Origin of the sequence: Amycolatopsis sp., assembly GCF_035546795.1 — a bacterium.
Lineage (GTDB): Bacteria > Actinomycetota > Actinomycetes > Mycobacteriales > Pseudonocardiaceae > Amycolatopsis_E.
Genome location: NZ_DASZWC010000008.1, coordinates 1 through 24,866, shown reverse-complemented (window position 1 = coordinate 24,866; position 24,866 = coordinate 1). Strand labels below are relative to the sequence as shown.

Annotated in this window: 27 protein-coding genes and 1 pseudogene; 12 read left to right on the top strand and 16 right to left on the bottom strand. The window is 66.9% G+C overall.

Translation table 11 applies throughout. The features are described from left to right. Positions 1-30: 30 nt before the first annotated feature. A complete protein-coding gene (locus tag VHD82_RS08115; RefSeq protein ID WP_325698954.1) occupies positions 31-795 on the bottom strand; it encodes a metal-dependent hydrolase in 765 nt (254 codons plus the stop codon). Positions 796-847: 52 nt separating this feature from the next. On the opposite strand from VHD82_RS08115, the gene VHD82_RS08110 reads away from it, so the two are divergent. Together VHD82_RS08110 and VHD82_RS08105 are read left to right on the top strand one after the other, a co-directional pair. Beyond that, positions 848-1,240 (top strand): PPOX class F420-dependent oxidoreductase, encoded by a 393-nt coding sequence (locus VHD82_RS08110; RefSeq protein WP_325698914.1) that lies wholly within the window; start codon positions 848-850, stop codon positions 1,238-1,240. Positions 1,241-1,253: 13 nt separating this feature from the next. Then, on the top strand, positions 1,254-1,808 hold the full coding sequence (locus VHD82_RS08105) for a hypothetical protein (RefSeq protein WP_325698911.1): 555 nt from the start codon (positions 1,254-1,256) through the stop codon (positions 1,806-1,808). Here the strand turns inward: VHD82_RS08105 and VHD82_RS08100 are convergent. Both VHD82_RS08100 and VHD82_RS08095 read right to left on the bottom strand, forming a co-directional pair. Then, the gene (locus VHD82_RS08100) at positions 1,805-2,890 is read right to left on the bottom strand and encodes an MBL fold metallo-hydrolase (protein ID WP_325698908.1); all 1,086 of its coding nucleotides are present in this window, start codon (positions 2,888-2,890) and stop codon (positions 1,805-1,807) included. The genes VHD82_RS08105 and VHD82_RS08100 overlap by 4 nt on opposite strands. Before the next feature lie 46 nt (positions 2,891-2,936). Continuing rightward, a complete protein-coding gene (locus VHD82_RS08095; protein ID WP_325698905.1) occupies positions 2,937-4,241 on the bottom strand; it encodes a glycoside hydrolase family 1 protein in 1,305 nt (434 codons plus the stop codon). A gap of 117 nt (positions 4,242-4,358) precedes the next feature. On the opposite strand from VHD82_RS08095, the gene VHD82_RS08090 reads away from it, so the two are divergent. Beyond that, the gene (locus VHD82_RS08090) at positions 4,359-5,513 is read left to right on the top strand and encodes a Fic family protein (protein WP_325698898.1); all 1,155 of its coding nucleotides are present in this window, start codon (positions 4,359-4,361) and stop codon (positions 5,511-5,513) included. Between the two features lie 43 nt (positions 5,514-5,556). On the opposite strand, the gene cutA is transcribed toward VHD82_RS08090, so the two are convergent. Continuing rightward, positions 5,557-5,880, bottom strand: coding sequence for a divalent-cation tolerance protein CutA (cutA, locus tag VHD82_RS08085; protein ID WP_325698896.1), 324 nt, complete (start codon positions 5,878-5,880; stop codon positions 5,557-5,559). A gap of 105 nt (positions 5,881-5,985) precedes the next feature. On the opposite strand from cutA, the gene VHD82_RS08080 reads away from it, so the two are divergent. After that, positions 5,986-7,773, top strand: coding sequence for a thiamine pyrophosphate-requiring protein (locus VHD82_RS08080; RefSeq protein WP_325698893.1), 1,788 nt, complete (start codon positions 5,986-5,988; stop codon positions 7,771-7,773). Here the strand turns inward: VHD82_RS08080 and VHD82_RS08075 are convergent. After that, complete coding sequence (locus VHD82_RS08075) at positions 7,770-9,308, bottom strand: alkaline phosphatase D family protein (RefSeq protein ID WP_325698890.1); 1,539 nt, start codon at positions 9,306-9,308, stop codon at positions 7,770-7,772. The two genes, VHD82_RS08080 and VHD82_RS08075, sit on opposite strands and share 4 nt — an antisense overlap. Positions 9,309-9,462: 154 nt before the next feature. Between VHD82_RS08075 and VHD82_RS08070 the strand changes: the two genes are divergently transcribed. The 4 genes from VHD82_RS08070 to VHD82_RS08055 all read left to right on the top strand — a co-directional run bounded on the left by VHD82_RS08070 (position 9,463) and on the right by VHD82_RS08055 (position 13,682). Next, positions 9,463-10,389, top strand: coding sequence for a 5-dehydro-4-deoxyglucarate dehydratase (locus VHD82_RS08070; RefSeq protein WP_325698886.1), 927 nt, complete (start codon positions 9,463-9,465; stop codon positions 10,387-10,389). A gap of 11 nt (positions 10,390-10,400) precedes the next feature. After that, complete coding sequence (locus tag VHD82_RS08065; protein ID WP_325698883.1) at positions 10,401-11,681, top strand: glucarate dehydratase family protein; 1,281 nt, start codon at positions 10,401-10,403, stop codon at positions 11,679-11,681. Between the two features lie 25 nt (positions 11,682-11,706). Next, positions 11,707-12,471, top strand: a complete 765-nt coding sequence (locus VHD82_RS08060; RefSeq protein ID WP_325698880.1) for an IclR family transcriptional regulator — start codon at positions 11,707-11,709, stop codon at positions 12,469-12,471. A 71-nt stretch (positions 12,472-12,542) separates the two neighbouring features. Beyond that, positions 12,543-13,682, top strand: coding sequence for a permease (locus VHD82_RS08055; protein WP_325698876.1), 1,140 nt, complete (start codon positions 12,543-12,545; stop codon positions 13,680-13,682). Here the strand turns inward: VHD82_RS08055 and VHD82_RS08050 are convergent. The 3 genes from VHD82_RS08050 to VHD82_RS08040 are packed head-to-tail and all read right to left on the bottom strand — an operon-like array spanning position 13,679 to position 17,156. Next, positions 13,679-15,859, bottom strand: a complete 2,181-nt coding sequence (locus tag VHD82_RS08050; protein WP_325698873.1) for a heavy metal translocating P-type ATPase — start codon at positions 15,857-15,859, stop codon at positions 13,679-13,681. The genes VHD82_RS08055 and VHD82_RS08050 overlap by 4 nt on opposite strands. Next, positions 15,859-16,062, bottom strand: coding sequence for a heavy-metal-associated domain-containing protein (locus VHD82_RS08045; protein ID WP_325698870.1), 204 nt, complete (start codon positions 16,060-16,062; stop codon positions 15,859-15,861). The genes VHD82_RS08050 and VHD82_RS08045 overlap by 1 nt, the downstream gene beginning before the upstream one ends. Positions 16,063-16,100: 38 nt before the next feature. After that, positions 16,101-17,156: a HoxN/HupN/NixA family nickel/cobalt transporter gene (locus VHD82_RS08040; RefSeq protein ID WP_325698866.1), complete on the bottom strand. Its 1,056-nt coding sequence runs from the start codon at positions 17,154-17,156 to the stop codon at positions 16,101-16,103. 107 nt (positions 17,157-17,263) lie between these two features. On the opposite strand from VHD82_RS08040, the gene VHD82_RS08035 reads away from it, so the two are divergent. Then, positions 17,264-17,545: a metal-sensitive transcriptional regulator gene (locus VHD82_RS08035; RefSeq protein ID WP_325698951.1), complete on the top strand. Its 282-nt coding sequence runs from the start codon at positions 17,264-17,266 to the stop codon at positions 17,543-17,545. 183 nt (positions 17,546-17,728) lie between these two features. Here VHD82_RS08035 and VHD82_RS08030 read toward each other — a convergent pair. Beyond that, positions 17,729-18,586, bottom strand: a pseudogene (locus VHD82_RS08030) (alpha/beta hydrolase); the annotation flags it as partial. 257 nt (positions 18,587-18,843) lie between these two features. Beyond that, complete coding sequence (locus tag VHD82_RS08025) at positions 18,844-19,065, bottom strand: DUF2188 domain-containing protein (RefSeq protein ID WP_325698863.1); 222 nt, start codon at positions 19,063-19,065, stop codon at positions 18,844-18,846. A 125-nt stretch (positions 19,066-19,190) separates the two neighbouring features. Between VHD82_RS08025 and VHD82_RS08020 the strand changes: the two genes are divergently transcribed. Both VHD82_RS08020 and VHD82_RS08015 read left to right on the top strand, forming a co-directional pair. Beyond that, positions 19,191-19,562: a helix-turn-helix transcriptional regulator gene (locus VHD82_RS08020; RefSeq protein ID WP_325698860.1), complete on the top strand. Its 372-nt coding sequence runs from the start codon at positions 19,191-19,193 to the stop codon at positions 19,560-19,562. 1 nt (position 19,563) lies between these two features. Then, positions 19,564-20,163, top strand: coding sequence for an ImmA/IrrE family metallo-endopeptidase (locus VHD82_RS08015; protein WP_325698857.1), 600 nt, complete (start codon positions 19,564-19,566; stop codon positions 20,161-20,163). Between the two features lie 49 nt (positions 20,164-20,212). Here the strand turns inward: VHD82_RS08015 and VHD82_RS08010 are convergent, their stop codons facing one another. Together VHD82_RS08010 and VHD82_RS08005 are read right to left on the bottom strand one after the other, a co-directional pair. Then, a complete protein-coding gene (locus VHD82_RS08010) occupies positions 20,213-20,707 on the bottom strand; it encodes a hypothetical protein (protein ID WP_325698855.1) in 495 nt (164 codons plus the stop codon). A gap of 188 nt (positions 20,708-20,895) precedes the next feature. Then, positions 20,896-22,038: a VanZ family protein gene (locus VHD82_RS08005; RefSeq protein WP_325698852.1), complete on the bottom strand. Its 1,143-nt coding sequence runs from the start codon at positions 22,036-22,038 to the stop codon at positions 20,896-20,898. Positions 22,039-22,328: 290 nt separating this feature from the next. Between VHD82_RS08005 and VHD82_RS08000 the strand changes: the two genes are divergently transcribed. Beyond that, complete coding sequence (locus VHD82_RS08000) at positions 22,329-22,526, top strand: hypothetical protein (RefSeq protein ID WP_325698849.1); 198 nt, start codon at positions 22,329-22,331, stop codon at positions 22,524-22,526. Between the two features lie 248 nt (positions 22,527-22,774). Here VHD82_RS08000 and VHD82_RS07995 read toward each other — a convergent pair whose 3' ends face one another. The 4 genes from VHD82_RS07995 to VHD82_RS07980 all read right to left on the bottom strand — a co-directional run. After that, positions 22,775-23,029 carry a hypothetical protein gene (locus tag VHD82_RS07995; RefSeq protein WP_325698846.1) on the bottom strand — a complete coding sequence of 85 codons (255 nt, stop codon included), beginning with the start codon at positions 23,027-23,029 and terminating at the stop codon, positions 22,775-22,777. 5 nt (positions 23,030-23,034) lie between these two features. Further along, positions 23,035-23,361 carry a DUF6247 family protein gene (locus VHD82_RS07990; protein WP_325698843.1) on the bottom strand — a complete coding sequence of 109 codons (327 nt, stop codon included), beginning with the start codon at positions 23,359-23,361 and terminating at the stop codon, positions 23,035-23,037. 230 nt (positions 23,362-23,591) lie between these two features. Continuing rightward, positions 23,592-24,410, bottom strand: a complete 819-nt coding sequence (locus VHD82_RS07985) for a hypothetical protein (RefSeq protein ID WP_325698840.1) — start codon at positions 24,408-24,410, stop codon at positions 23,592-23,594. 38 nt (positions 24,411-24,448) lie between these two features. Beyond that, the coding region (locus VHD82_RS07980; protein ID WP_325698837.1) for an AAA family ATPase at positions 24,449-24,866 on the bottom strand (418 nt) is incomplete at its 5' end.

Below are 24,866 nucleotides of genomic sequence, written 5' to 3'. Positions count from 1 at the left end.
CGCGATCCTACCCTTGTCCTTTGTGGACAATCAATGACCTGCGGCGACGCTCTGGTGACTGAAGATCTGCAGCAGCCCCGCCCAGACACCGGGCACGAGCAGCACCGCCAGTACCGCGAACACCGGCAGGAAGACCAGGTTCTCCACCCTTTTCCCGGTGCGGAAGCGCAGCAGCTTGGGCGGCCGCAGCTCGTACCAGGTTTCCCCGGCGATCGGCACCGGGAACAGGAACGGGCAACCCGCCTCCGTCAGCGAATCACCGAGGCAGTGCGCGAAACAGCCGATCGCGACCGCGACGCCCAGCCAGCCGGTCAGCTGCTGCAGCTCACCCGCGGCGCTCGTCGTCACCGCCCACCACGTCGTGGCCGCGCCCGCGACCACCAGCAGCCAGTCCCCCAGCGCGTCGGCGGCCAGCAGCAGCCCGAAAATCACCACCCCGGCCACCGCGTACCAACCGCCGGCCCGGGTGCCCCACATCGTCAGCGCGCCGAGCCCGGCGGCGAACAGTACCGTGTGGGACAGGTGCCGGTGCGTGCCCTTGCGGCGTTCGTCGCGCGGCCCCTTGGTGATCGCGTACAGCCCGGCGGAGAGGTGCCGCAGCAGCCATGAGAGCGCCCCGGTGATCGGGCCCAGCAGCCGCGACGCGCCGGCGCCGGGATGGTCCAGATCCGGCAACAGGGCGAAACCCGCTGTGGTGGCGGCAAAAGCGAGCGCCTGGTGTACGGTCCCGGCACCGACAAAGGGAGCGACGGCAAGGCCGGCACACCAGCCGGACAACGCGTGGGTTCGGCCCATCATGAGGGTTGATCTTGGCAAGAGGGTGTGACAAAACGATGGAGGGGACCGTATGACCGAGCCCACAGAGCAGCTCCGCGAGTTCTGGTCGGAGTGGCGGCTGGCCACCCTCACCACGTTGCGCGCCAACGGATCGCCGCACGTCGTACCGGTCGGGGTCACCGTCGACGAGAAGTTCCGGACCGCCCGCGTGATCTGCTCGCGAGGCAGTGTGAAGGCGCGGAACGTGCGTGCCTTCGGCGAGTCGGGCGCGCGGGTCGCGGTGAGCCAGGTCGACCGGGGCCGATGGTCCACTCTGGAGGGTACGGCCGTGCTGCGCGAGGACGCGGACTCGGTGCGGGACGCGGAAAATCGTTACGCAGAGCGATACGGGCGGCAGCCAAGGCCCAATCCGGAACGCGTCGTGGTGGAGATCGCCATCGACCGCCGTCTCGGGATGAGCTAGGTTCGCAAGCATCATGTCCGATCGCTGGTTCGACAATCTCTTCGACAGCCCGTTCGCCGGTGGCACCACCTGGGATGTCGCCGGGCACACGGTGCTCGGCGCGATCGAACCTTCGATGATTCCCGTGCTGCGCCAAGGTTCCGAGTCCGTGGTCTGCTCCGCGGAGGACCGGATGGCCGAGCACCGCCACGGCGGACCCGCCCCGTGGGACGGCAGCACCCTGCGCACCCCGATGATCTGGCGCGCCATCCACCGCTCGGTGATGGACGAGCTGCGCGACCCGCGGGTGGACGCCGAGCTGACCTGCTCGATCCGGGACACCCACACCGAGTTCCTCGACCAGCTCCCCGAATCCGGCGGGATGGTCCGCCTCGACACCGCCGAACAGGTGGAGGTCTGGCTGCACGCGCTCTACGACCACCACCTGCTGGCGCACGAGATCGTCGGGAAACCGCTGGAGGAACTGCCCGAGGAGCCCGAGGGCGACTCGGCGATGTCCATGTGGTGCCAGCACACGATGTCGAAGATCGGCGCGGCGGCCGAGCGCGCCCGGCCGCCGCGGGGCTAACCCAGCGCCTGCCACCACGGATCGATCGGCGGCACGTCGTCGACGTCGATCCGTTCGCCCGGCTTCGGGATGGCGAGCGGGATGTCGTGTGCCTTCGCCTCGGCCCAGACGCGGTCGGCCGGCTCGCTCCACGCGTGCAGGGCGAGCCGGAACGTGGCCCAGTGCACCGGGATCAGCAGGCCGCCGCGGACATCGAGATGCGCGGCCACGCCTTCCTCCGGCGTCATGTGGATGTCGGGCCAGGCCGGGTGGTAGGCGCCGATCTGCACCAGCGCGGCGTCGAACGGGCCGTACTGCTCGCCGATCCTGGCGTAGCCGTCGAAGTAGCCGGAGTCTGCGGTGTAGAACATGCGGCGCTCCGCACCGGCGATGATCCAGGACGCCCACAACGTGTTGTTGCGGGTGAAGGCCCGGCCCGAGAAGTGTTGCGCGTCGGCGGCGGTGATCTTCACCCCGGCGATTTCGGTGTTCTCGTGCCAGTCCAGCTCGATGATGCGATCCGCCGGCACCCGCCAGCGGCGCAGGTGCGCACCGACCCCGAGCGGCACGATGAACGGCGCCTGCTGGGTGCGGGTGAGCGTGCGCATCGCGGCGGCGTCGAGGTGGTCGTAGTGGTCGTGCGACACGATGATGGCGTCCAGCTTCGGCAGTTCCTCCAGCCGGTGTGGCGGCCGGTGCATCCGCTTCGGCCCGACCAGCCTGGACGGCGAAGCCCGCTCGGCCCACACCGGGTCGACGAGGATCCGGGTGCCGTCCAGCTCGATCAGCGACGAGGCGTGGCCGTACCAGGTGATGTGCAGGCCGGTGTCCGGATGGTCGGGACGCTGCGGCACGAGCGGGATCGGCCGCGCGGGCCGGCGGCGCTGACCGCCGAAGAGCATCTCGCGCAGCAGCTCCCTGCCGGTGGCCGCGTTCTGCACGACGGGCGGCGCCAGGTTCCGGAACTTCCCGTCCCGGAACTGCGGGGACCGCTTCATCGCCTCGAGGTCCGGTCTGCCGCCGAAGGCCAGCGGGATCTCCCAGACCGCCCACCCGAGCGCGCCGAGCAGCGCCGGGACGGCCCACCTAAGTCGTTTCGCCATACTTCCCGAAACTACGCGATTTTTGCTGAGGTTCCCTGAGGGCCCGTTAACCCAGGTGGGCGAGCGGCCCGTTGGGGTTGGCGGGGACGAGGCAGCTGGTCAGCGGGTCGACGAGCGAGCAGCTGCCCGGGGCTTGCACCAGCTGGTAGCCCGCGGGCACGCCGCCCTCGGCGATGGTCTGCCGGTAGACCGGCACCGCGGCCGTCGGACGGCGGGTCAGCGACGGGTCGGTGGTGACGTCCACTGTGTACAGACCGAACCGGGGCTCGTAGCTGCCCCACTCGTAGTTGTCGGTGATGCTCCAGTAGTTGTAGCCGATGACGTTCATCCCGTCGGCCTTCGCGCGCTGGACCCAGAAAATGGAGTCACGCAAGGCTGCTTCGCGGGTGTAGCCGTCGGCGCGCGGCTGGCCGTTGTCGGTGGGCATCCCGTTCTCGACGATGTACAGCGGCAGGTTCGGGTACCGGTTGGCGTAGTAGCGCAGCGCGTCGTAGATGCCCTCGGGCTGGAGCTTGACGTTCCACACCTGGCCGCCGGCGGCGTTGACCGCGGTGAGGTTGTCCAGGCTGGCGCCGTAGTAGTAGTCCAGGCCGACGAAGTCGACCTTGTCCTTGATCTGGTCCAGCACCACCAGATCGGTGGCGGCGTTGAACCCGGTGTAGAAGGCCTGGTTGCTGGTCACCTTCGCGGTCGGGTCGAGCTGGTGGATGAGGTCGTAGACGCGCCGGTGCGCCTGCACGAGGTCGGCCTGCCAGACCGGGACCAACAGCGGGTTCAGCGCACCGATCTGGAGTTCCTTGCCGAGGAAGGTGACCGGCTCGTTGAAGGTCACCCACAGCACGCCGAGATTCCGGTAGCGCTGCACGATCTTCCCGGCGAAGTCGGTGAAGTCGGAGATCACCCGCGGGTCGGCGAACCCGCCCCGGTCCTCGACCCAGCCCGGGTAGACCCAGTGGCTGAGCGTGACCATCGGGGTCGTCCCGGCGGCCCGGATGTGCGCGATGACGTCGTCGTAATACGCCAGCTCCTGCTGGTCCCACACTCCCGGCCGCGGTTCGACGCGGGCCCATTCCACGCTGAACCGGAAGGTGTTCACGCCCATGTCGGCGGCGAGCTGGATGTCCTCGGCGTAGCGGTGCCGGAAGTCGGTGGCGTTGCCGTACGCGTCGACGCTGCCCGAGGTCGCTACATAACGCGCCCAGTTGCTGTCCGGGGCGCTGCCTTCGGACTGGAACCCGGCGGTCGCCACGCCCCAGTAGAACGGCCGGGACCACGCCGCGGCGTTCGCGGGCAACAGGCTGACCAGCACGAGCACGGCGGCGAGGCCGAGGACCAGCATCCGGCGCAACATGCGAAAGAAATTTACGTTCTCCGCCACGGCCGGTCAACGAATCGCCACCGACTGCCACTTATGATACTTTTCTGACATTAGGTATCACTAGCCGACGAGAGTAGGACGTAAGTATCAATGCGGGCCTCGGATCTCGCCGAAGCGCAGCGGCGTCATCTGGTGCGCAGCCCGCGTGGCTACCGCGCCTTCGTGCCGCCGCCGTTGCCGCCGGAGCTGCCGTTCGACCTCGAACTGACGAAGCGGCTGTCCACCGCGGCCGGCGCCATCGGCGAGCTGTCGGGAATCGGCCGCACGTTGCCGAGCGCGCCACTGCTCGCGCAGTCCATGGTCCGCCGCGAGGCCGTGCTGTCCAGCCGGATCGAAGGCACCGAGGCCACGATGTCCGACCTGGCGCTGTACGAGGTCCAGCCGACGAAGGCGGCCGAAGAGACCGACGTACGCGAGGTCCTCAACTACGTCACGGCGATGAGCCATGTCCTCGCGCCAGATCGGCGGCTGCCGCTGAGTCTCTCTCTGCTGCGCGAAGCGCACGCGATCCTCCTAGACGACGTACGCGGCAACTACGCGACGCCGGGCGAGGTGCGCCGCTCGGAGAACTGGATCGGCTCGCCCGGCTGTGTCCTCGACACCGCGACGTACGTACCTCCGCCGCCGGAGCAGCTATGGGACTGCCTGGACGGCTTCGAAAAACACCTGCATGCCGAGCACGACCTGCCGCCGCTGATCACCATCGCATGCCTGCACTACCAGTTCGAGGCGATCCACCCGTTCATCGACGGCAACGGCCGCCTCGGCCGCCTGCTGGTGACGCTGCTGCTCGTCGAATGGGGCCTGTTGCCGAGCCCACTGCTCGACCTGTCCGCCTACCTCGAACCGCGGCGGGATGAGTACTACGCCCGGCTGCTCGCGGTCAGCACGCACGGCGACTGGTCCGGCTGGGTCGGGTTCTTCCTGGAAGTCCTTGCACACCAAGCAGAAGACGCCCGCAATCGGGCGGTCGCGCTACACACGCTGCGCGAGACGTACCGGGCCGAGGTCACGTCGGTGCGCGCGTCCAGCCTGGTGCCGCTGCTGGTGGACGCCCTTTTCGAGACCCCGGCGATGACGATCGTCCGGGCCGCGAAGGTGCTCGGCGTGACACATCGCGCGGCGACGCTCAACGTGGCGAAACTGGTCGAGGCGGGCATCGTCACGGAGCTGCCGTCCACGGGGCGGGTCCGGACGTTCGTCGCCACGGAGATCCTGCGGACGATCAACGACAGTGCTACTTGACTAACATTCGCCCGCGGTAGTGCTACTTTTCAGCCGGGAAGTATCACTGTCCGCGGGTCTCGGCGACCACCCAGTCCAAGTACTCGGCGCTGCCGCCCTCGATCGGCGTCGCGATGATCTCGGGCACGTCGTAGCTGTGGTTCGCCTTGATCAGTTCGACCAGCGCGGCCACCCGGTCCTGCGCGGTCTTGACCTCGACCCGCCATTCCGGGTCGGTGTGCACCTCGCCCTCCCAGCGGTACACGCTGGTGATCGGCCCGACGATCTGCGCGCAGGCGCCGACCGAAGCGGCGACGGCCTTCGCCGCCAGGTCGCGCGCGGACTCTTCGCTGTCGGTGGTGGTGGAGACGATCAGATGTGCGGCCACGTGCCGAGACTAGTGCGCCGCAGTCGGAAGCCGGTGAAACGCAGGTGTTTTCTCGCCGGGCGCGGGTAGCCGAAACGAGCGACCGAATGAATGCGAGGAGGAGCGATGGCCGAGACCGTCGGCGACCACGTGGTGACCAGGCTGCGCGAATGGGGAGTGGAGCAGGTTTTCGCCTACCCTGGCGACGGCATCAACGGGCTCGTCGCTTCGTTCGGCAAGGCCGACAACAAACCCCGGTTCGTGCAGGCCCGCCATGAGGAGATGGCCGCGCTCTCCGCCGTCGGTTACGCGAAATTCTCCGGTGAGTTCGGGGTGTGCATGGCCACCTCCGGGCCCGGCGCGATCCACCTGCTCAACGGGCTCTACGACGCCAAGCTCGACCACGTGCCGGTGGTCGCGATCGTCGGGCAGACCTACCGCAGCGCGATGGGCGGCAGCTACCAGCAGGAGGTGGACCTCCAGGCACTGCTCAAGGACGTGGCCAGCGAGTTCCTCGTCGAGGTCAACGTCGCCGAGCAGCTGCCGAACGCGCTCGACCGCGCCATCCGCACCGCGTTGGCCGAACGAGCCCCGACGGCGCTGATCATCCCGGCCGACCTGCAGGAAGCTCCTTACACCGCACCGAAACACGAGTTCAAGCAGATGCCGTCGAGCCCGCCGGGCCGGCCGCGTTCGGTGGTCATCCCGCCCGAGGACGAGCTGGATCACGCCGCTGAGGTGCTCAACGCGGGCGAGAAGGTGGCGATCCTGATCGGACAGGGCGCCCGCAACGCCGCCGAGGAGGTCAGGGAGCTCGCCGAGCTGACCGGCGGCGGGGTTGCGAAAGCCTTGCTGGGCAAGGATGTGCTGCCCGACGACCTGCCGTACGTCACCGGCGCGATCGGACTGCTCGGCACGCGGCCGAGCTACGAGCTGATGCGGGACTGCGACACCCTGGTGATCGTCGGCTCGAACTTCCCGTACAGCCAGTTCCTGCCGGAGTTCGGGAAGGCCCGCGCGGTGCAGATCGACCTGGACGGCAGTGCGATCGGGATGCGCTACCCCACCGAGGTCAACCTCGTCGGCGAGGCGAAGGGCACCCTGCGCGCGCTGCTGCCCACGGTGCGGCGCAAGGAAAACCGGTCGTGGCGCGAGAAGATCGAGAAGAACGTCGCGGACTGGTGGGAGACGATGACCCAGCAGGCGATGCTCGACGCGGACCCGGTGAACCCGATGCGCGTGGTGCACGAGCTGTCCCAGCGCATCCCCGAGGACGCGATCGTCACCGCCGATTCCGGCTCCTCGACCAACTGGTATGCGCGGAACCTGAAGATGCGCGGCCGGATGCGCGGTTCGCTGTCCGGCGGCCTGGCGACCATGGGCCCCGGTGTGCCGTATGCGATCGGCGCGAAGTTCGCCCATCCCGACCGGCCGGTGATCTGCCTCGAAGGCGACGGCGCGATGCAGATGAACGGGCTCGCCGAGCTGATCACCATCGCGCGTTACCGCAAGCTGTGGTCGGATCAGCGGCTGGTCGTCTGCGTGTTCCACAACAACGACCTGAACCAGGTCACGTGGGAGCTGCGGGCGATGGGCGGGGCGCCGAAGTTCGAGGAATCCCAGGCCCTTCCCGACTTCTCGTACGCGGATTTCGCCCGCTTGCTCGGTTTCGACGTGGTGGCGGTCGACGATCCGGACCAGCTCGGCCCCGCCTGGGACCGGGTCCTGTCCGCCGACCGCCCGTCGCTGATCGACGTCCGGTGTGACCCGGAGGTACCGCCGATCCCGCCGCACGCCACGTTCGAGCAGATGAAATCCACGGCCGAATCGGTGCTCAAGGGCGACCCCAGCGCCTGGCATTTGATGTGGCAGGGCTTGAAAACCAAGGCGGAGGAGCTGCTGCCCAAGGGTTAGCGGCGCGGTTCGAGCACCTTCGACCACAGGCTGGCGCCGGAGTTGTCGCGCAGGTTCACGGTGAGTTCCCTGCTCTGCGCGGAGATCGAGATCTGCCCGAAGAACTGGAACTCCGTCGCCGGTGAGGCGTTCGCGTACGAAGGAGCTTTCACGAACACCTGCTGCGCGCCGAAAGTCGTGTCCACCGCGTCGGGCGGGAACGAACCGGCGTGCAGCGGGCCCGTGGTGAACTGCCAGAACGGGTCGAAGTCCTGGAACGCCGCCTTGTCCGGGTCGAAGTAGTGCGCCGCCGTGTAGTGCACATCGGTGGTCAGCCACACCACGTTCTTGATCCCGTTGTGCTTGAGGTAGCGCAGGATCTCCGCGATCTGCAGCTCGCGGCCGAGCGGCGCGCCGTTGTCGCCCTGGGAGACCGCCTCGAAGTTGCTGCCATCGACGACCACTTCGCACAGCGGCATGTCGTTGGAGATGATCTTCCAGGTGGCGGTGGACTTCTTCAGCTCGCGCTTGAGCCATTCGGCCTGCTCGGTGCCGAGGATCCCGCCGTCGTTCGCGGTCTGCTTATCGGTCGAGTTCGCGTCCCGGTACCAGCGCATGTCGAGCACGAACACGTCCAGCAGCGGGCCGTGACGCTGCACGCGATAGATCCGGTTTTCCTTGTCGTAGGCGGGATTCATCGGCACGTACTCGTGGAACGCCTGGCGGGCCCGGTACTTGAGCACGTCCACCCGCTTCTCGGTGTAGTTCGGGTCGTCGAGCACCTCGCCCGGGTACCAGTTGTTGTGCGTCTCGTGGTCGTCCCACTGCTGGATCTGGGCGACCTCCGCGTAGAACGCGCGCAGGTTCTCGTCGAGCAGGTTGTACTTGTAGTTCCCGCGGTATTCGGCGAGCGTTTCGGCCACTTTGGACTTCTCCTCGGTGACGAGGTTGCGCCACAAGGATCCGTCGGGCAGCGTCACCGAGGCTTCGATCGGGTCGTCGGCGTAGATGTTGTCGCCGTTGCAGATGTAGAAGTCCGGGTTGAGCGCGCGCATCGCCTTGAAGATGCGGTAGCCGCCACGCGAGGTGTCGATGCCGAAGCCCTGACCGCCGAGGTCGCCGGACCACAGGAACGAGACGTCCCGCGCGCGTCGCGGCACCGTGCGCAGCCTGCCGACGAGCGGCTCGCCGGTCAGCGTGTCGTCATCGAGGCCGACCGGGGTGACGCGGTAGTGGATATCGGCGCCCTCGGGCAGCCCGGACAGCACGGTCTTACCGGTGAAGTCCGAGTCCGGCAGCAGCAGCGCGCCGGGGACCCGCCGTGCGCGGCGGAAATCCGCATCGGTGCTCACCTCGACGAGCATCCGCGAGGCACGGTCGGCGCGGGTCCAGATGGTGGCGGTCGAGTCGGTCACGTCGCCGCTCTGCAGACCGTGCGTGAGCGCGGGCCTGCCGCTGCGGACCAGCGGGGCGGCGTCGGCCTGCCCGGCGAACGCGAGCGCGCCTCCGGCGGCGAGTGCGCCTTGGAACAGGGTGCGCCGGGAAAGTTTCGACATCGTCGACCTCCGTGGTGGGGTTGGAGCTTCGGACTTCCTATCCCGCCCACCCGAACGCCGGATGTCCCATCGGTGAAGTCCCGTTGACTCCGGCCGAGATCACTTCCTAAGCTGTCTTCATACCAAGTTGCTGTCTACAAATGAAGACGAGCTGATGACAGAGCCCCTGCAGACCGCCGCCAGACTCCGCGAACGCATGGCCGCCGGAGTGCTGTCCTTCCCCCTGACCTCGTTCACCGAGGACGGGGAATTCGACCCCGGGTCCTTCCGCGCGTACCTACGCGGCCAGCTCGACGCGAACCCCGCCGCCGTGTTCGCCGCCTGCGGCACCGGCGAGTTCTTCTCGCTGACCCTCGACGAGTACAGCGAGGTCGTGCGCATCACGGTCGAGGAGGCCGCGGGCCGCGTCCCGGTCATCGCCGGTGTCGGCTACGGCTGGGCCATCGCCGCCCAGTACGCCTCGCGCGCCGCCGAAGCCGGCGCGGACGGCCTGCTGCTGATGCCGCACTACCTGGTCAAAGCGCCGATGGACGGGCTCGTCGAGCAGGTCCGCAAGGTCGCCGAGGCCACCCCGCTGCCGCTGATCGCCTACCAGCGGGACTACGTGTCGTTCGACGCCGCGGCGGTCGGCCTGCTGGCGAAGATCCCGAACGTGATCGGCCTCAAGGACGGGCACGGCGATCTCGACCAGCTGCAGCGGCTGCGGCTCACCGCCCCGGAGAGCTTTCTGTTTTTCAACGGGGTCGCCACCGCCGAGATGCAGGCGCGCGCGTACGCGTCGATCGGCATCCCGGCCTATTCCTCGGCCGTGCACGCGTTCGCGCCGGAGATCTCGAAGGCGTTCTTCACCGCACTGCACGCCGGCGAACAGTCGCGTGTGGACGATCTGCTGCGCGGCTTCTACCAGCCCTTCGTGGAACTACGGGACCGCCGGGCCGGGTATGCGGTGTCGCTGGTCAAGGCCGCCGCCCGGCTGCGGGGCCTGCCGGTCGGCCCAGTGCGCGCGCCGCTTTCCGAGCCCACGCCCGAGGAGCTGACCACGCTGAAGGCCCTGCTCGCCGCCGGTCTCGACCTAGTCTGAGGAGCACCCCCGTGTCCCCCATCGCGGAAGTCCGTGTCACGCCCATTCTCATCTCCGACCCGCCGCTGCTGAACCTGCAGGGCGTCCACCAGCCCTACACCCCGCGCACGATCGTCGAAGTGATCACCGAAAGCGGCGCGGTCGGGCTCGGCGAAACCTACGGCGACACCGACTACCTCAAGATCGCCGAAGCCTTCGCACCGGAGCTCGTCGGCGGCGAGCTGAGCGTGAACGAGCTGCCCGCGCGCGTGGCCGCGCGCACGGAACGCGTTGGCGCGCAACGGGTCGACAACACCGTGCAGGCCGAGGGACTGCGCGGGGCCCGCACCCTGACCAAGATCGCGCTGAGCGTGTCGTCGGCGTTCGAGGTGGCGATCTGGGACGCGCTGGGCCACGAACTCGGCCTCCCGGTGCACGCGCTGCTCGGCGGGAAGGTGCGTGACGCCGTCGAGTACAGCGCGTACCTGTTCTACCGCTGGGCCGAGCATCCGGAACCTGACGAGCCCAAGGACACCTGGGGTGCCGCGTTGGACCCGGAAGGTGTTGTGGCGCAAGCAAAACGCATGGCCGACGACTACGGGTTCAGCTCGTTCAAGCTCAAGGGCGGGGTATTCGAACCGGCGCAGGAGGTGGCCGCGATCCGCGCACTGGCGGAGGCGTTCCCCGGGCAGCCACTGCGGCTCGACCCGAACGGCGCGTGGTCGGTGGCCACCAGCCTGCAGGTCGCCGCGCAACTGGAGGGCGTCGCCGAATACCTCGAGGACCCGACCACGGGCACCGCGAACATGGCCGAGGTCGCCCGGCGGACTTCGCTTCCCTTGGCCACCAACATGTGCGTCACCGCCTTCGACGAGGTCGCCGAAGCGTTCCGCACCGACGCGGTGCAGGTGGTGCTGTCCGATCACCACTACTGGGGTGGGCTGCGCGCGACGCAGGACCTGGCCGCCGTTTGCCGCACCTTCGGCGTGGAACTTTCCATGCACAGCAACACACATCTGGGCATCAGCCTGGCCGCGATGACACAGGTGGCAGCGACCATCCCGGGCCTGCGCTACGCCTGCGACACGCATCGCCCCTGGCAGACCGAGGACGTGATCACCGAGCCGCACACGTTCACCGGCGGCAAGCTCGCCGTCACCGACGCCCCGGGCCTCGGCATCGAACTGGACCGCGACAGTCTCGCCGCGCTGCACAAACGTTGGCAGGACAGCGAAGTCCGCACGCGGGACGACGCGGCCGCGATGCGTCGGGTGCATCCGGACTGGGCCGCGCCCACGTTCCCGCGCTGGTGAACCGGCGCGATGAAAGGATTCCGCCATGCCTGAGCAGCAGAGGGGCGTGCGCGACGTGAAGTCGGCCGGTCGCACCGTCGAGGTTCTCGAGGTACTCGGGAGCCTCGACGGGCAGCCGATCAGCTTGCGCGGACTCGCCGAGCGCATGGACGTGCCGCGGAGCAGCCTGTACGCGCTGTTGCAGACGTTGGTCAACCGGGGCTGGGTACGTACGGACGCCACGGGCTCGTTGTATTCCATCGGCGTGCGCGCGCTACTCGTCGGCACGTCGTACATCGATGGCGATGCACGGCTCTCGGCAGCGAAGCCGTACCTGGACGCACTGGGCGACAAGGTCGGCGAGACGGTCCACTTCGCGCGCTTGGACGGGCCGGACATCGTCTACCTGGCCACTCGCGAATCGCGCCAGCACCTGCGCCCGTTCAGCCGCGTCGGTCGGCGGTTGCCGGCATACGTGACTTCGCTGGGCAAGGCGATCTTGGCGGAGTATGCGGAGGCGGATGTGGAGAAGCTGCTGCCGTCGGAGATGCCCGCACTGACCTCGCACACGCTGGACCGGGCCGGGTTGCTGGGTGACCTGGTCGGCGTGCGCGAGCGCGGTTACGCGATCGACAACGAGGAAGGCACCGTCGGGCTGCGGTGTTTCGGGATGGCGCTGCGGTACGAGCAGCCGGTTTCGGATGCGATCAGCTGCTCGGTGCCACTCGCCCGGCTGACGCCGGAGATCGAGGATCTCGTGGTGGCGGCACTGGCGGAGGCACGGGCCGGGATCGAGCGGGCGGTTCGCTGAGCGTTGTTCGCGAGATCAGGTTTATCGATCGACCTCCACGGATACCTAGGGGAGGTATCGAAAGGGGCGGCGTGATCGAAGCACTGCGGATGGCCGGGCTGATGGGCTGGGAGATCCTCTGGGCGCTCATCCTCGGCTTCGCGCTTTCGGCGGTCGTACAGGCCGTGATCCGGAAGTCGACCATCGTCCGGCTGCTCGGTGACGACCGGCCCCGCACCCTGGTCACGGCGGCCGGGCTCGGCGCCGCGTCCTCTTCCTGTTCCTACGCCGCTGTCGCGCTGGCCAGGGCTCTGTTCCGGAAAGGTGCGAACTTCACGGCGGCGATGGCCTTCGAGATCGGCTCCACCAACCTCGTCGTCGAACTGGGCATTCTGCTCGCTGCACTGCTGGGCTGGCAGTTCACGGTCGCCGAGTTCGTCGGCGGTCCGTTGATGATCGTGTTCGTGGCGCTACTGTTCCGCTTCGCCGTGCGCGACAAGCTGTTGCGCGACGCCCGTGTGCAGGCCGAGCGGGGTGTCGCCGGCTCGATGGAGGGCCACGCGGCAATGGACATGTCCGTCGCCGGCGCGGGGTCGTTCCGGCAACGACTGCTGTCCAGGGACGGGTTCACCAGCGTTGCGCACGTTTTCGTCATGGACTGGGCCGCGATCCTGCGTGACCTCGTGATCGGCCTGCTCATCGCGGGCGCGATCGGCGCCTGGGTGCCGGACTCGTTCTGGCGCGGGTTCTTCCTCACCGGCCACCCCCTGGCGTCGGCGTTGTGGGGGCCCGTCGTCGGCCCGGCCGTGGCCATCCTGAGCTTCGTGTGTTCGGTCGGCAACGTGCCGCTCGCCGCGGTGCTGTGGAACGGCGGCATCAGCTTCGGCGGCGTGGTCGCGTTCATCTTCGCCGACCTGTTGATCCTGCCGATTCTCAACATCTACCGGAAGTACTACGGCATGAGGATGGCGCTGGTGCTGCTGGGCACCTTCTACGCGGCGATGGTGGCCGCCGGCTACGTCGTGGAACTGCTGTTCGGCCTCACCGGACTGACCCCGTCGGACCGGTCCGCGCGGGTGCTCGAATCCGGGATCTCGTGGAACTACACGACCTGGCTCAACCTGGTTTTCCTGGCACTGGCGGCGATGCTGCTGTTCCGGTTCTTCCGCACCGGGGGCGGGCCGATGCTGCGCATGATGGGCGGCAGCCCGGAGCGGGAACACCAGCACTAACGGAAAGAGCGCAGCCTCAGGGAGTTGCTGACGACGAAAACCGAGCTCAGTGCCATCGCGGCGCCGGCGATCATCGGATTGAGCAGGCCGAACGCGGCCAGTGGCAGCGCGGCCACGTTGTAGGCGAAGGCCCAGAACAGGTTCCCCTTGATGACCCGCAACGTGCGCCGGGACAGCCGGATCGCGTCCGCCGCCGCGCGCAGGTCGCCGCGCACGAGGGTGAGGTCGCCGGCCTCGATCGCCACGTCGGTCCCGGTGCCCATCGCCAGCCCGAGGTCGGACTGCGCGAGCGCGGCCGCGTCGTTCACGCCGTCGCCGACCATCGCCACACGGTAGCCCTGGTCCTGCAGGTTCTTCACCGCGTCGACCTTGCCCGCCGGCAGCACCCCGGCGATCACCTCGGTGATCCCGACCTGGTCGGCCACCGTGCGCGCGACCGCTTCGTTGTCGCCGGTCAGCAGCACCGGATGCAGCCCGAGCGCACGGAACCGCTCGATGGCCTCGCGCGAGGTGGGCTTCACCTTGTCCGCGATGGTGAGCACGGCGCGGACCTTGTCGTCCCAGCCGACGACGACTGCCGTCTGCCCGAGCTTCTCGGCCGCGGCCTTCGCTTCGGCCAGGACGTCCGGGAGGTCCTCGAAGAGCGAGGAGCGCCCGACCGAAACTGTGTGCCCCTCGACTTTCCCTTGCACACCAAGGCCTTCGAGGTTGCGGAACTCCCGCACTTCGGCCTTGTCCGCTGTCGCGGCGGCCACGGCCTTCGCGATCGGGTGCTCGGAAGCGTCCTCCAGCGCACCGGCCAGCCGCAGCACCTCGGCGCGGTCCTGACCGGGGGCGAGGTGCACATCCGCCAGCGCCATCCGGCCGGTGGTCACCGTGCCGGTCTTGTCGAGCACGATGGTGTCGATGCGCCGGGTGCTCTCCAGCACCTCCGGGCCCTTGATCAGGATCCCCAGCTGCGCGCCGCGCCCGGTGCCGACGAGCAGCGCCGTCGGCGTGGCCAGGCCGAGCGCACACGGGCACGCGATGATCAGCACGGCCACCGCCGCGGTGAACGCCGCCGTCGTCGCGCCGCCCGCGATCAGCCAGCCGACCAGCGTAGCCAGCGCCAGCACCAGCACGATCGGCACGAACACGCCCGCGACCCGGTCGGCCAGCCGCTGCACCTGCGCCTTCCCGGTCTGGGCTTCCTCGACCAGGCGCGCCATCTGCGCCAGCTGCGTGTTCTCGCCGACCCGCGTGGCACGCACGATCAGCCGCCCGCCGGCGTTGACCGTCGCGCCCGTGACGGTGTCCCCCGGGGCCACCTCGACCGGCACCGATTCGCCGGTGAGCATGCTCGCGTCGACCGCCGAGGCTCCCTCTTCGACGACGCCGTCGGTGGCGATCTTCTCGCCGGGGCGCACCACGAACCGGTCGCCCACCACCAACTGCGCGGCGGGAATGCGCACCTCGGCACCATCCCGCAACACCGCGACGTCCTTCGCGCCGAGTTCGAGCAGCGCCCGCAGCGCCGCACCCGCACGACGCTTGGACCGCGCCTCGAAGTACCGCCCTGCCAGCAGGAAAGTGGTGACGGCGGCGACGACCTCCAGGTAGATGTTCCCGTCGCCGCCCATGCGCTCGACGGTGAGCCGGAAACTGTCGGTCATGCCGATCTCACCCGCGGTGCCGAACACCAGGGCGTATACCGACCAGAGGTATGCCGCGAACGTGCCGACCGAGATGAGCGTGTCCATCGTCGCGGCGCCGTGCCGCAGGTTGGCCCACGCGGCCTGATGGAACGGCAACGCCGCGTACGCGATCACCGGGGTGGCCAGTGCCAGCGCCACCCATTGCCAGTAGTCGAACTGCAGCGCCGGGATCATCGACAGGGCGATGACCGGCACGGCAAGGACGACCGACCCGATCAGCCTGTCGCGCAACGAAGCGACCGGGTCCTCCCCGGCCTCCTCGGGCAGCGCCGCCGAGTACCCGGCGGCCTCGACGGTTTCCACCAGCTGCCGCGGATCCACGCCGGCCGGGAAGGTGACATTCGCCTTCTCCGTCGCGTAGTTCACCGTGGCGGTGACGCCGTCGAGTTTGTTCAGCTTCTTTTCGATCCGCATCGCGCAGGACGCACAGGTCATCCCGCCGATGGCGAGCTCAAGGCGATCGCGCTCCGCGGCGGTGGTCATCAGGCGACCTGGTATCCGGCTTCGTCGACAGCCGCGCGCACCGCTTCGTCGCTCAGCGCCTGCGCGCTGACCACGGTGACCGCGCCCGTCGGCAGGTCGACCGCGACGGACTCGACACCCGCGATCTTGCCGACCTCTTCGGTGACGGACTTCACGCAGTGCTCGCAGGTCATGCCGGTGACGGTGTAGCTGGTCTCAGTCATGATCCCGACTATACCCCCTACCCGTACCGGGCAAGCAACTACTCGGGCTGTGGCAGCCATCGCTGCTCGAACCGGCCGACCCGCCACACCACCAATGCCAACAGCCAAGTGGCCGCGAACAGTCCCACGATCACGAAGCCCACGTAGTTCAGATCGAGGCCCGCTATCGCGGCGAGCGGCCCGGTGGTGATGTCGAAGCGGTCGGCCAGCACCGAAATCAGCTCCACCACGCCGATCACCAGCGCGACCACCACGGACAACGCGGTGACCGTGATGTTGTAGAAGATCTTGCGGATCGGCCGCGCGAACGCCCAGCCGTAGGCGAGGTTCATGAACGCGCCGTCGGCCGCGTCGAACAGCGTCATCCCGGCCGCGAACAGCACCGGCAGCACCAGGATCGCGTACCAGGGCAGGGCGAACGCGGCGGCGCCACCGGCGAGCACCAGCAGCCCGACCTCGGTGGCGGTGTCGAACCCGAGACCGAAGAGGACGCCGATCGGATAGATGTGCCACGGCTTGCGCACCGCCGCGGTCGCGCGGCCGAGGAACCTGTTGAGGAACCCGCGTTTGGCGAGCTGCTCCTCCAGTTCGGCCTCGTCCAGCTCGCCGGTTCGCATACCGCGGAACACCCTGAGGATGCCGACCAGCACGACCAGGTTGAACAGCGCGATCAGGCACAGGAACACCCCGGACACCGTGGTGCCGATGAGCCCGGTGACGTCGTGCAGCGTCGAACCGTCGTCCTCCAGCTGCCCGGCCAGCGCACGGACGCCGAAGGAGAGCAGCAGGCACAGCCCGAAGACGACCGTCGAATGCCCGAGGGAGAACCAGAAGCCCACGGTCAGCGGGCGTTTGCCTTCGGCCATCAGCTTGCGGGTGGTGTTGTCGATGGCGGCGATGTGATCTGCGTCGAAGGCGTGCCGGATGCCGAGCGTGAAGGCGGTGACCCCGAGGCCTACGCCGAATATCCGCGAGTTTCCGATCGCGTAGTGCTCGGGGACCACGAAGAAGGCCAGCACGCCCCAACCCAGCACGTTGAGGGCAAGGACGAAGGCGGCCATCGCGGCGATGAGGATCCAGTCGCGCCTGCTCATACCTGACAGGCTAATCAGATGAGCAGGCAACCGGGATTTCGCTTGGGTCTCGGCATACGGGGCGCGGGTATGATGGACGGAAGTCGAGCACGAAGGTGGGCACGGAAATGGCAAGCTACAGCGGGGACAAGGACGCGTACCTCAAGCGCCTTCGCCGCATCGAAGGCCAGATCCGCGGCCTGCAGCGGATGGTCGAAGAGGACAAGTACTGCATCGACATCCTGACCCAGGTCTCGGCGGCGACGAAGGCTTTGCAGTCGTTCTCGCTGGAGCTGCTCGACGAGCACTTGTCCGGCTGCGTGGTCGACGCCGCGAAGGCCGGCGGCCAGGAAGCCGAGGACAAGGTGCGCGAAGCCTCCGACGCGATCGCCCGCCTGGTCCGCTCCTAAGCGCGCGGCGCTCCCCAGCCGTTGGGGCATTCCGTCGGCGGCGCGCCGGCAGCCACCCGGAGGAAGTCGGCAAGGTCCTGCTGCCAGAACGACCACAGGTGCGAGCCGACGCCGGTGCAGTAGCGGTCCGGCGATCCGCAGCCGCAGGTGCATGATGTCGTTGTGGAACTTGGCCAGTGACTCCACCACGTCGAAGTTCTGCTGCCCGGTGCCGTCCCCCACATAGAGCGCGACCTGGATCTGCCGCGTCCGGTACACGTCCGCGAGGTCGAACGGGTTCCGCGCGGCCCAGCTCAGGAACGGCCCGAAAACGGCCTGGAGCCCACGCGCCCGGAACGACGGATCTCCTTGCTGTGCCTGCGTTATCGCCGAGCCGAACTCGAGGCTCACGAACAGCTGGTTGATCGTGAGCGTGTCCCCGGCACGCAGGTTCGTGGTGCCGGAGAACTCGGCCGCGGCCGAGAACAGCTCCGGATGCCGCGCCGCGTAACTCAAAGCGCCATACCCGCCCATGGACAAACCCGCGACAGCCCGGTCCGCTTTCGTGGCGAGCGTGCGGAAGTTCGCGTCGATCCACGGCACCAGCTGGTCGATGTGGAAGGTCTCCCATTCCGGCCGCCTGCCACCGACGTCCGGCTGCGCCCAATCCGTGTACCAGCCCGCCTTTCCGCCCTCGGGCATCACCACGATCCCCGGATACCCGGTGGCGTCGACAAGGGAAGGCACGTCACCCTCCTCGACCCACGATCTGGCGTCGTCGAGCGCATCTCCGCCGCCGTGCAACAGATACAGCGTCTTGTGACGCGCGGTGGTGTTCGTCGAATATCCGGCGGGAAGATAGATCCGCACGTGCACCGGCTGGAAGATCGCGGCCGTGGCCACGACCGCGTCCAGGAGGCGCGGATCTGTCGTGTCCTGACTGAGGCTGACCAGCGTCAGCCCGTGCGAGTCCGGCTCCGGCAGCGTCGGTGCCGCCTCGGCGGGTACGGCGACGAGCAATGCTGCCAGTGCGGTCACAGCGGTGAATGCGGCCCGGATCATGACGCCCCCGTTCGGCGGAGTACGGACACTTTTGTGACCGCCGCGCCTCGGGTCAAGAGCCTCGGCGCGCACCTTGTCCCGAACCGGAAATCCCGCACCTCCGCCGGACGAACTGCTGTCCCGATAAGGAAGTTCCGGCGCCCGGCACAGAGAATCCAAAGTGGACAGAGCAGCGAACGAACCGGAACCGAACCAAACTGTCAGACCCCCTCCCTAAGCTCAAAACCATGCCCACCCCCCAAACCCGCCCGGCCCGTTCAACCGGCGCGCGCGAGAGCCCCGCCCCGGTACATCCGAGTGCTCTCGATCGAACCGTCCCGGCGCTGTATCCGCACAACACTCGGCCGATCGGCGCGCGCCAGCCGCGCCGCGGCCTCGACGGCCTCCCGCTTGCGGCAGTGGTGCGAAAGCACGCGCCCCCCTCGCCGGACGTCCCAGTTCCCGCACAGCGGCGAAACCCAGTAGACGGTGCAAGTCATCACGAACCCCCCAGAAGAACAACATCCCACTACTGCAACAGTGTACCAGACAAGCAAGGGTGTTGCACAACCGAAACAGCTGAGCAAAACTGCGACGCCAAGGGTTTCGGAGGGTGAGCGAAGACATGAGCGGACGGCTGGACGCGGGCAGGCTCTACCAGGCACTGGACGCGCAGCGAGAGGCGCGGGCGCTGTCCTGGCGCCAGCTCGCCGGCGAAGCCGGAGTGAGCGCGTCGCTGGTCAGCCGGATGGGCAACGGGCACCGGCCGGACCTGGACGGGTTCATCGCGCTGGTCCAGTGGCTCGGCATGCCGGCCGAGACGTTCATGGTCTGGCCCGATGGCGCGCGGGAGGGGCGGCCCCGCCCCTCGTTGGAGGCGCAGCTGGCACCACTGCTGCGCGCGGAAGAGGAACTGACCGAGTCCGACCAGCAGCACGTGCTGGACGTGGTCGGCATAACGCTCCGGCACATCCGAGCCAAGAACAAGGGAGGTTGAGGTGGCCCTGCGCCGCGGCTTCAAGAAGGAGGCCAAGGAGATCGCCATCGAGGTGCGGGAGGAACTGGGCACCAAGGTGTTCGCCCCGCTGGATCCGTACGCACTCGCCGAGTTGTACGGGATCGAGGTGTTCGATCTGACCAACCCGGAGCTGCCCGCGGAATCCGTGCGGCACCTGACAGAACTGCGGCCGCATGTGTTCTCGGCGGCGCTGGTGCCGCTCGAACCCAGTGGCGCGGTCATCATCGAAAACCACGTGCATCCGCGGCGCCGCCGCCGTTCCACGATGGCGCACGAGATGGCACATATCCTGCTGGAGCACCCGTTCGGCCCGACACTGACCGACGAGCACGGCTGCCGGTCGGCGGTGGCCGCGATCGAGGAGGAGGCCGCCGAACTGTCCGGGGAGTTGCTGATTCCCACCGACGCCGCCAGGGTCGCCGCGTTCAAGGGCTGGTCGGATCAGAGCGTGGCGAACTACTTCGGGGTGAGCGTCGCGATGGCACAGTGGCGGATGAACGTCACCGCGGCCCGGCGAATCGCCTGCCGCTCAAGGGAGAGGCAGCGGCGCGACACAGTCACCTCAGCCGTCCGGCCATGATCCACAGCTGCGTGTACAACGTGGGGACAACTGAGTCCACAAAGGATTGTCAGTCTCCTTCCACAGTGCCGAACAGCTCGGTGGCCGCCTGCACCCGCAATCTTTCCAGGCGCGTGATCTGGCTGCGGCCGCTCGCGATCAGCTCGTCGAGCCGGTCGGCGTCCAGCCGGGAGTCCACGGCCGCGCGTGTGCGCAAAGTCCGCCAGCCGGCCACTTTTCCCTCGACACCAAGGCGCATACCCTCGAGCTCGACCACCCGGCTCAGCGGGGATCGGCTGACCACGCGGCCGTTCAGCTTCACGCGGGCGAGCTTTTCGGCCAGCCACCCGGTGGCCACCTCGACTTTGCGCACCGGTTCGCCGAGAGCCGCCATCATGTCCAGCAAGGCGTCCCGATCGCGCTCGATCTCCTCCGCCAGGCGCTCGAGCTTGCCGCCGCCCGCCCACTCCCCCTCGGTACGAGCGAGCCGTCTCGCCAGCTCGACCCCCGCCGTCGCACCGGTCAGGTGATCGTTGAGGTAGATCCCGAGCAGCGTGCGGTTCATGTCGTCAGCCTACCCACCCATCCCGGTTCCCGATCACATTTTCCGAGGCGCTCAAAGGGACGGCTCGCAAGGAACTCGCAGAGTTCGAAGTGCACCACGCCAATCTCTTGGATGCCGCACACTCGTTGCGGACAATGACGACGACGGTGGTTCCCGCGCGCCGTCGAAACGCCCCGCCCGTACTCGTCTCAAACTCCGATACCGGCGTTTCCTCGACGCGAACCGGACTCCGACTCGGTTTCCGCCGGTTCCCGTAGGATCGCCACGTTCCTCGTGCGGGTCAGCCGTTCGTACGGGGCTCGGTGTTCGTCATCGAGGAGTACGGCGAGCGGGGTCCACACGAGCACCACCAGTACCGATACCAGCATTCCCAACGGGATCAGCAACTGCTGCGGCCGGTCGGCGATGTCCCATCGATCCACATGCAACAGCAACCACAGCAGCCACAGCGGTGAGAACAGGATCCCGTTGCGCACCAGCAGCGCGATCGGTCCCGCGTGCCTGCCGCTGACGCGGTCGACGCGCAGCAGCATCGCCCGCTTCCCCAGCGTCGAACCGGTCAGCGCCGGCACCAGCACGAACCACACGAGCGCCAGAATCAGCGTCGGCGCGCCGCGATGTGCCCGGTCGGCGCCGAAGAGCGTGAGCAGCCCGACCATGAACGCGAGCAGCACGGTGAACCCGGCGATGTCGGTGATCAGCGCGAACAACCGCCGGGTGAGTGTGACCTTCGCCGCGAAGCGACGCCGGTCCCGTTCCGCGGCCAGCGACGGCAGCGCCTTGATCAGCGGCCCGCCGACAAGCCAGCCGAGCGCGACGCCCGTGGTGTTCAGGATCAGATCGTCGACGCTGAACAGCCGGTACGGGCAGGGGTAGACGAACCACAGCCCGGTCAACTGGGTCAGCTCGAAGAACAGCGAGATCCCGAACCCGATCAGCACAGTCGGCAGCAGCCGCAGATTCCGCAGGTAGCGCAGGAAGATCCCGAGCGGCGCGAGCATCACGACGTTCAGCGCAGTCGTCCAGATCGCCGGGTTGTGCAGCATCGCGCGGGGACTCCAGTGCCCGTGCGCACGTTGCGCCACCACCTCAACGAAGTTGAACGGCTGCAGTTGCGGGCTGCTGGCGTAGGTCTGACCGGCGCAGTAAGCGTTGCCATCCGGCAGCGGCACAATCGTCTGCATGGCGATCGCGAGGAGATAGAAGACGAACGAGTAGAAGACCACTGTCGCCCACCCCCCGGCGCGCCCACGACGGCGGTAGCTGACCACGGCGACCGGAATCATGATCACGAGCGCGACGATCGGGAACAGGTACATCGCCGTCGTCACGGGGAGCAGATAGGTGGCGGCCACGCAGGTGAATACCCACTCTTCCCCCGCCTCACTCCTTCGCCGCTCAATGGGACATCGGCAGCCGAATTGTCACCGACAAGCGTGCCCGCGCGGGCGCCAACTGTCTACTTTGGATTGTTCCCAGCGCGAGCGGTGTCGTCCACTTCGGACGCAGGACGGGTGATCACGGCAGCACCTGCCACCTCCAGAATGCCGGGTTCGGCTCGCGCAACAGCGCGCTCGCCGGTTCGACGGCGTTGACCCCGCCCGACCGTCAGGACAACTCGGTGAACAGCCCGGTCAGCATGATCGGGCGCCTGCTCGCACTCGGCATCATCATCATCGTCGGCTACGTCATGCTGCCGCCGGTCCGCCGCCCAGCTACGAGGATGACCCGGTCGACGCCGCGCGCCACGTCGATACGGTCGTCCACGAAGTGGGCGACTCCCAGCCGCCCACAGACCACTGCCGCACCGACACCATGATCACCCCGGACAGCAGAGAACCCGCCGTCACCAGCGGGTTCTCTGTACTGCTGTCTCAACCAGACGCGCGCCCGAAGGGATTCGAACCCCTAACCTTCTGATTTCGCTTCCATGATCGTTGACGCTTGCCGTTGGTCGCCGATTGCTGCTCTCACCTGCGTCGGAGCATCCGAGCTATTCGCGGTCGCCGGTAGCCATTTCCCGTTGCTTGCCATCGATTTTTGGCTATTTCTTGGCAAGCGCGTTGGCTACCCGATCCAAGTTACGTCCAGCACGTCCACCCGGTTCTGGTCATCGAGTACCAGGTAGGTGATCAAGCCTCGGCCCTGGCCGAAGTCGAGCTGCCGCATCGGGCTGTCTGGTTTCGCCTCGTTGTACGCCGGGCCGTTCCACGGGGTCAGTTCGAGAACACCGATCGCTTCGGCCAGCAAGGGCAGCGAGTCAGCGGGAAGCGCGCCGATCTGATCATGAACTTGAGGGTCCAGGAGGATTAGGTAGGCCACAGGGGTCAGATACCCAGCTCCGCGCGAAGCTGGGTCCATTCCACAGCCCCTTCGGGCGGCTGGCCGGTCTCCAACGTCCGTCGCGCCTGCTCCAGCATCCTGCGATGCGCGGCGGGGTCCACCAACGTCATACGAGCGATACGCCGCCAGTTGGCCAGCATCGAGTGCAGCGCCTCCAAGCTCAGCGTCTCCGCTGCCAGCCGAAGGGCTCGCTGGTACGCCGCGTCGAACTCTCCAACTTCCTCAGGCAGCAACGCCGCACGGATGTCCCGGGGCGAGTCGAGTCGCTCCCGGTCAGCGCCCGGGCCGTGGTTCGCAGCGGCGGCAGTCACCACACCACGATAGCCCGCCACCTGTTCGCTGTCGTGGTCATCGTGCGAAGTGACACCCTTCACCTTATTCGCGCGACCAGCGACCAGCGGCCAGCGACCAGCGACGAAACGCCAAGGCAGCCCCGTCCTGCGGTGGGCGTGTCTGTGACGGCCGACCGAAGGGCCTGCTAACAGGCCGTTCGGGGTATGCGACTTCCCAGGCAACAAGGCCAAGAGACAACCAGCCAAGATCAGGCCGCATCGCAGTCCCACACCTTGTGCCCAGCCGCCTCTGCCCATTCAGCCACCTGGGCGCGAACATTCAGCTTCAGCAATTCCCCGCAGTTGAGAGCCGAGCGCAATGTTCGCTCGATCGTGTCTGTCGGAACGTTGGCACCCCACCAAGATCGCAGACACGCAGCCGTCAGACCACAAAGGTCATGACCACGACATAGAACCTCAGAGATATGATCAAATTCGTCACATATTGTGATCAAATTCAGAATCTGATCGTAGTTAATGGTACATTTCTTTGACTTTCCTAAAATAATCCTTGCAAGAGACTTATAATCTAACGACAACTTGTCTTTACTCAGTACTTTATTGTATGGAATCTCACTTAAATTAAGTCCGATCCGATTGGCGACGGATATGTACCTGACTAGACCTAGAACCGACGCCATCTGCACTACATGCTTGGATGGACGTATTGCACCCAGTTCACCGAGATGAGATTTCAGTCGATCAGAATCCGCGTAATTATGAATGATCCTGTCAGCAATCCTAGGAAGTAGGAATATGTCGGCCTCTAGGTCATGCATCTCACTGTAGAAAACCGCGGGGATTTCGTTAACGACTCCTCGAAAAGCGTCCAAGTCACTGTCAATTACGGCAAAGACGCCCGCCAATTCACTGATCGCAACAATTTGCATCGCTCCCTGGACATTTTGCCGACCATTGGCAACAATAAGCTTTACGACAGGTTCGTCTAAATGCTCAACCAAGGCACCGTAATCGGACTTTCCCTCGACCACGCATATAGGTCCATTTTCATGATTGCGCATCATCATGATATGTGAATAAACGTCACCAGGCGTAAGGAGGTCTATCATCTAGACCCGCCTCGTCTAGCCTTAGAACTCAACGCGATTGCACGATCGTGCCACGTATGAATTATTTGGGGTGAGTGCGTCGCAATAATGAAACGAATCCCGGTCAGGCGGGCGATACGGCGAACGTCTGAGATAAACTGCTGCTGCCAGGCGACATGCAGTGAGATTTCTGGCTCGTCGACCATCACCAGGCTTCCATGTTCCACCTGAAAGAGAAGGTCGTAAGTTATTACCAACTCATGCTGTTCGCCTGAACTGAGTTGATCGGGACCTATTTCCTTCTCTCCGAAATGAAATAAGAAGCCTTTTCTCTTGTCAATTGTCATCTCTTTGAAACGAAATCTAGCATTAATGATGTCTCGAAATAGTTCGATCTTTTCCAAGAGAAATTTATAGGTCTGGAGCTTATCGTCG

Coding starts and splice junctions, on each gene's coding strand:
- VHD82_RS08115 (WP_325698954.1), bottom strand. CDS start 795: ATGGGCCGAACCCACGCGTTGTCCGGCTGGTGTGCCGGCCTTGCCGTC.
- VHD82_RS08110 (WP_325698914.1), top strand. CDS start 848: ATGACCGAGCCCACAGAGCAGCTCCGCGAGTTCTGGTCGGAGTGGCGG.
- VHD82_RS08105 (WP_325698911.1), top strand. CDS start 1,254: ATGTCCGATCGCTGGTTCGACAATCTCTTCGACAGCCCGTTCGCCGGT.
- VHD82_RS08100 (WP_325698908.1), bottom strand. CDS start 2,890: ATGGCGAAACGACTTAGGTGGGCCGTCCCGGCGCTGCTCGGCGCGCTC.
- VHD82_RS08095 (WP_325698905.1), bottom strand. CDS start 4,241: ATGTTGCGCCGGATGCTGGTCCTCGGCCTCGCCGCCGTGCTCGTGCTG.
- VHD82_RS08090 (WP_325698898.1), top strand. CDS start 4,359: ATGCGGGCCTCGGATCTCGCCGAAGCGCAGCGGCGTCATCTGGTGCGC.
- VHD82_RS08080 (WP_325698893.1), top strand. CDS start 5,986: ATGGCCGAGACCGTCGGCGACCACGTGGTGACCAGGCTGCGCGAATGG.
- VHD82_RS08075 (WP_325698890.1), bottom strand. CDS start 9,308: ATGTCGAAACTTTCCCGGCGCACCCTGTTCCAAGGCGCACTCGCCGCC.
- VHD82_RS08070 (WP_325698886.1), top strand. CDS start 9,463: ATGACAGAGCCCCTGCAGACCGCCGCCAGACTCCGCGAACGCATGGCC.
- VHD82_RS08060 (WP_325698880.1), top strand. CDS start 11,707: ATGCCTGAGCAGCAGAGGGGCGTGCGCGACGTGAAGTCGGCCGGTCGC.
- VHD82_RS08050 (WP_325698873.1), bottom strand. CDS start 15,859: ATGACCACCGCCGCGGAGCGCGATCGCCTTGAGCTCGCCATCGGCGGG.
- VHD82_RS08045 (WP_325698870.1), bottom strand. CDS start 16,062: ATGACTGAGACCAGCTACACCGTCACCGGCATGACCTGCGAGCACTGC.
- VHD82_RS08040 (WP_325698866.1), bottom strand. CDS start 17,156: ATGAGCAGGCGCGACTGGATCCTCATCGCCGCGATGGCCGCCTTCGTC.
- VHD82_RS08035 (WP_325698951.1), top strand. CDS start 17,264: ATGGCAAGCTACAGCGGGGACAAGGACGCGTACCTCAAGCGCCTTCGC.
- VHD82_RS08025 (WP_325698863.1), bottom strand. CDS start 19,065: ATGACTTGCACCGTCTACTGGGTTTCGCCGCTGTGCGGGAACTGGGAC.
- VHD82_RS08020 (WP_325698860.1), top strand. CDS start 19,191: ATGAGCGGACGGCTGGACGCGGGCAGGCTCTACCAGGCACTGGACGCG.
- VHD82_RS08010 (WP_325698855.1), bottom strand. CDS start 20,707: ATGAACCGCACGCTGCTCGGGATCTACCTCAACGATCACCTGACCGGT.
- VHD82_RS07985 (WP_325698840.1), bottom strand. CDS start 24,410: ATGATGATGCGCAATCATGAAAATGGACCTATATGCGTGGTCGAGGGA.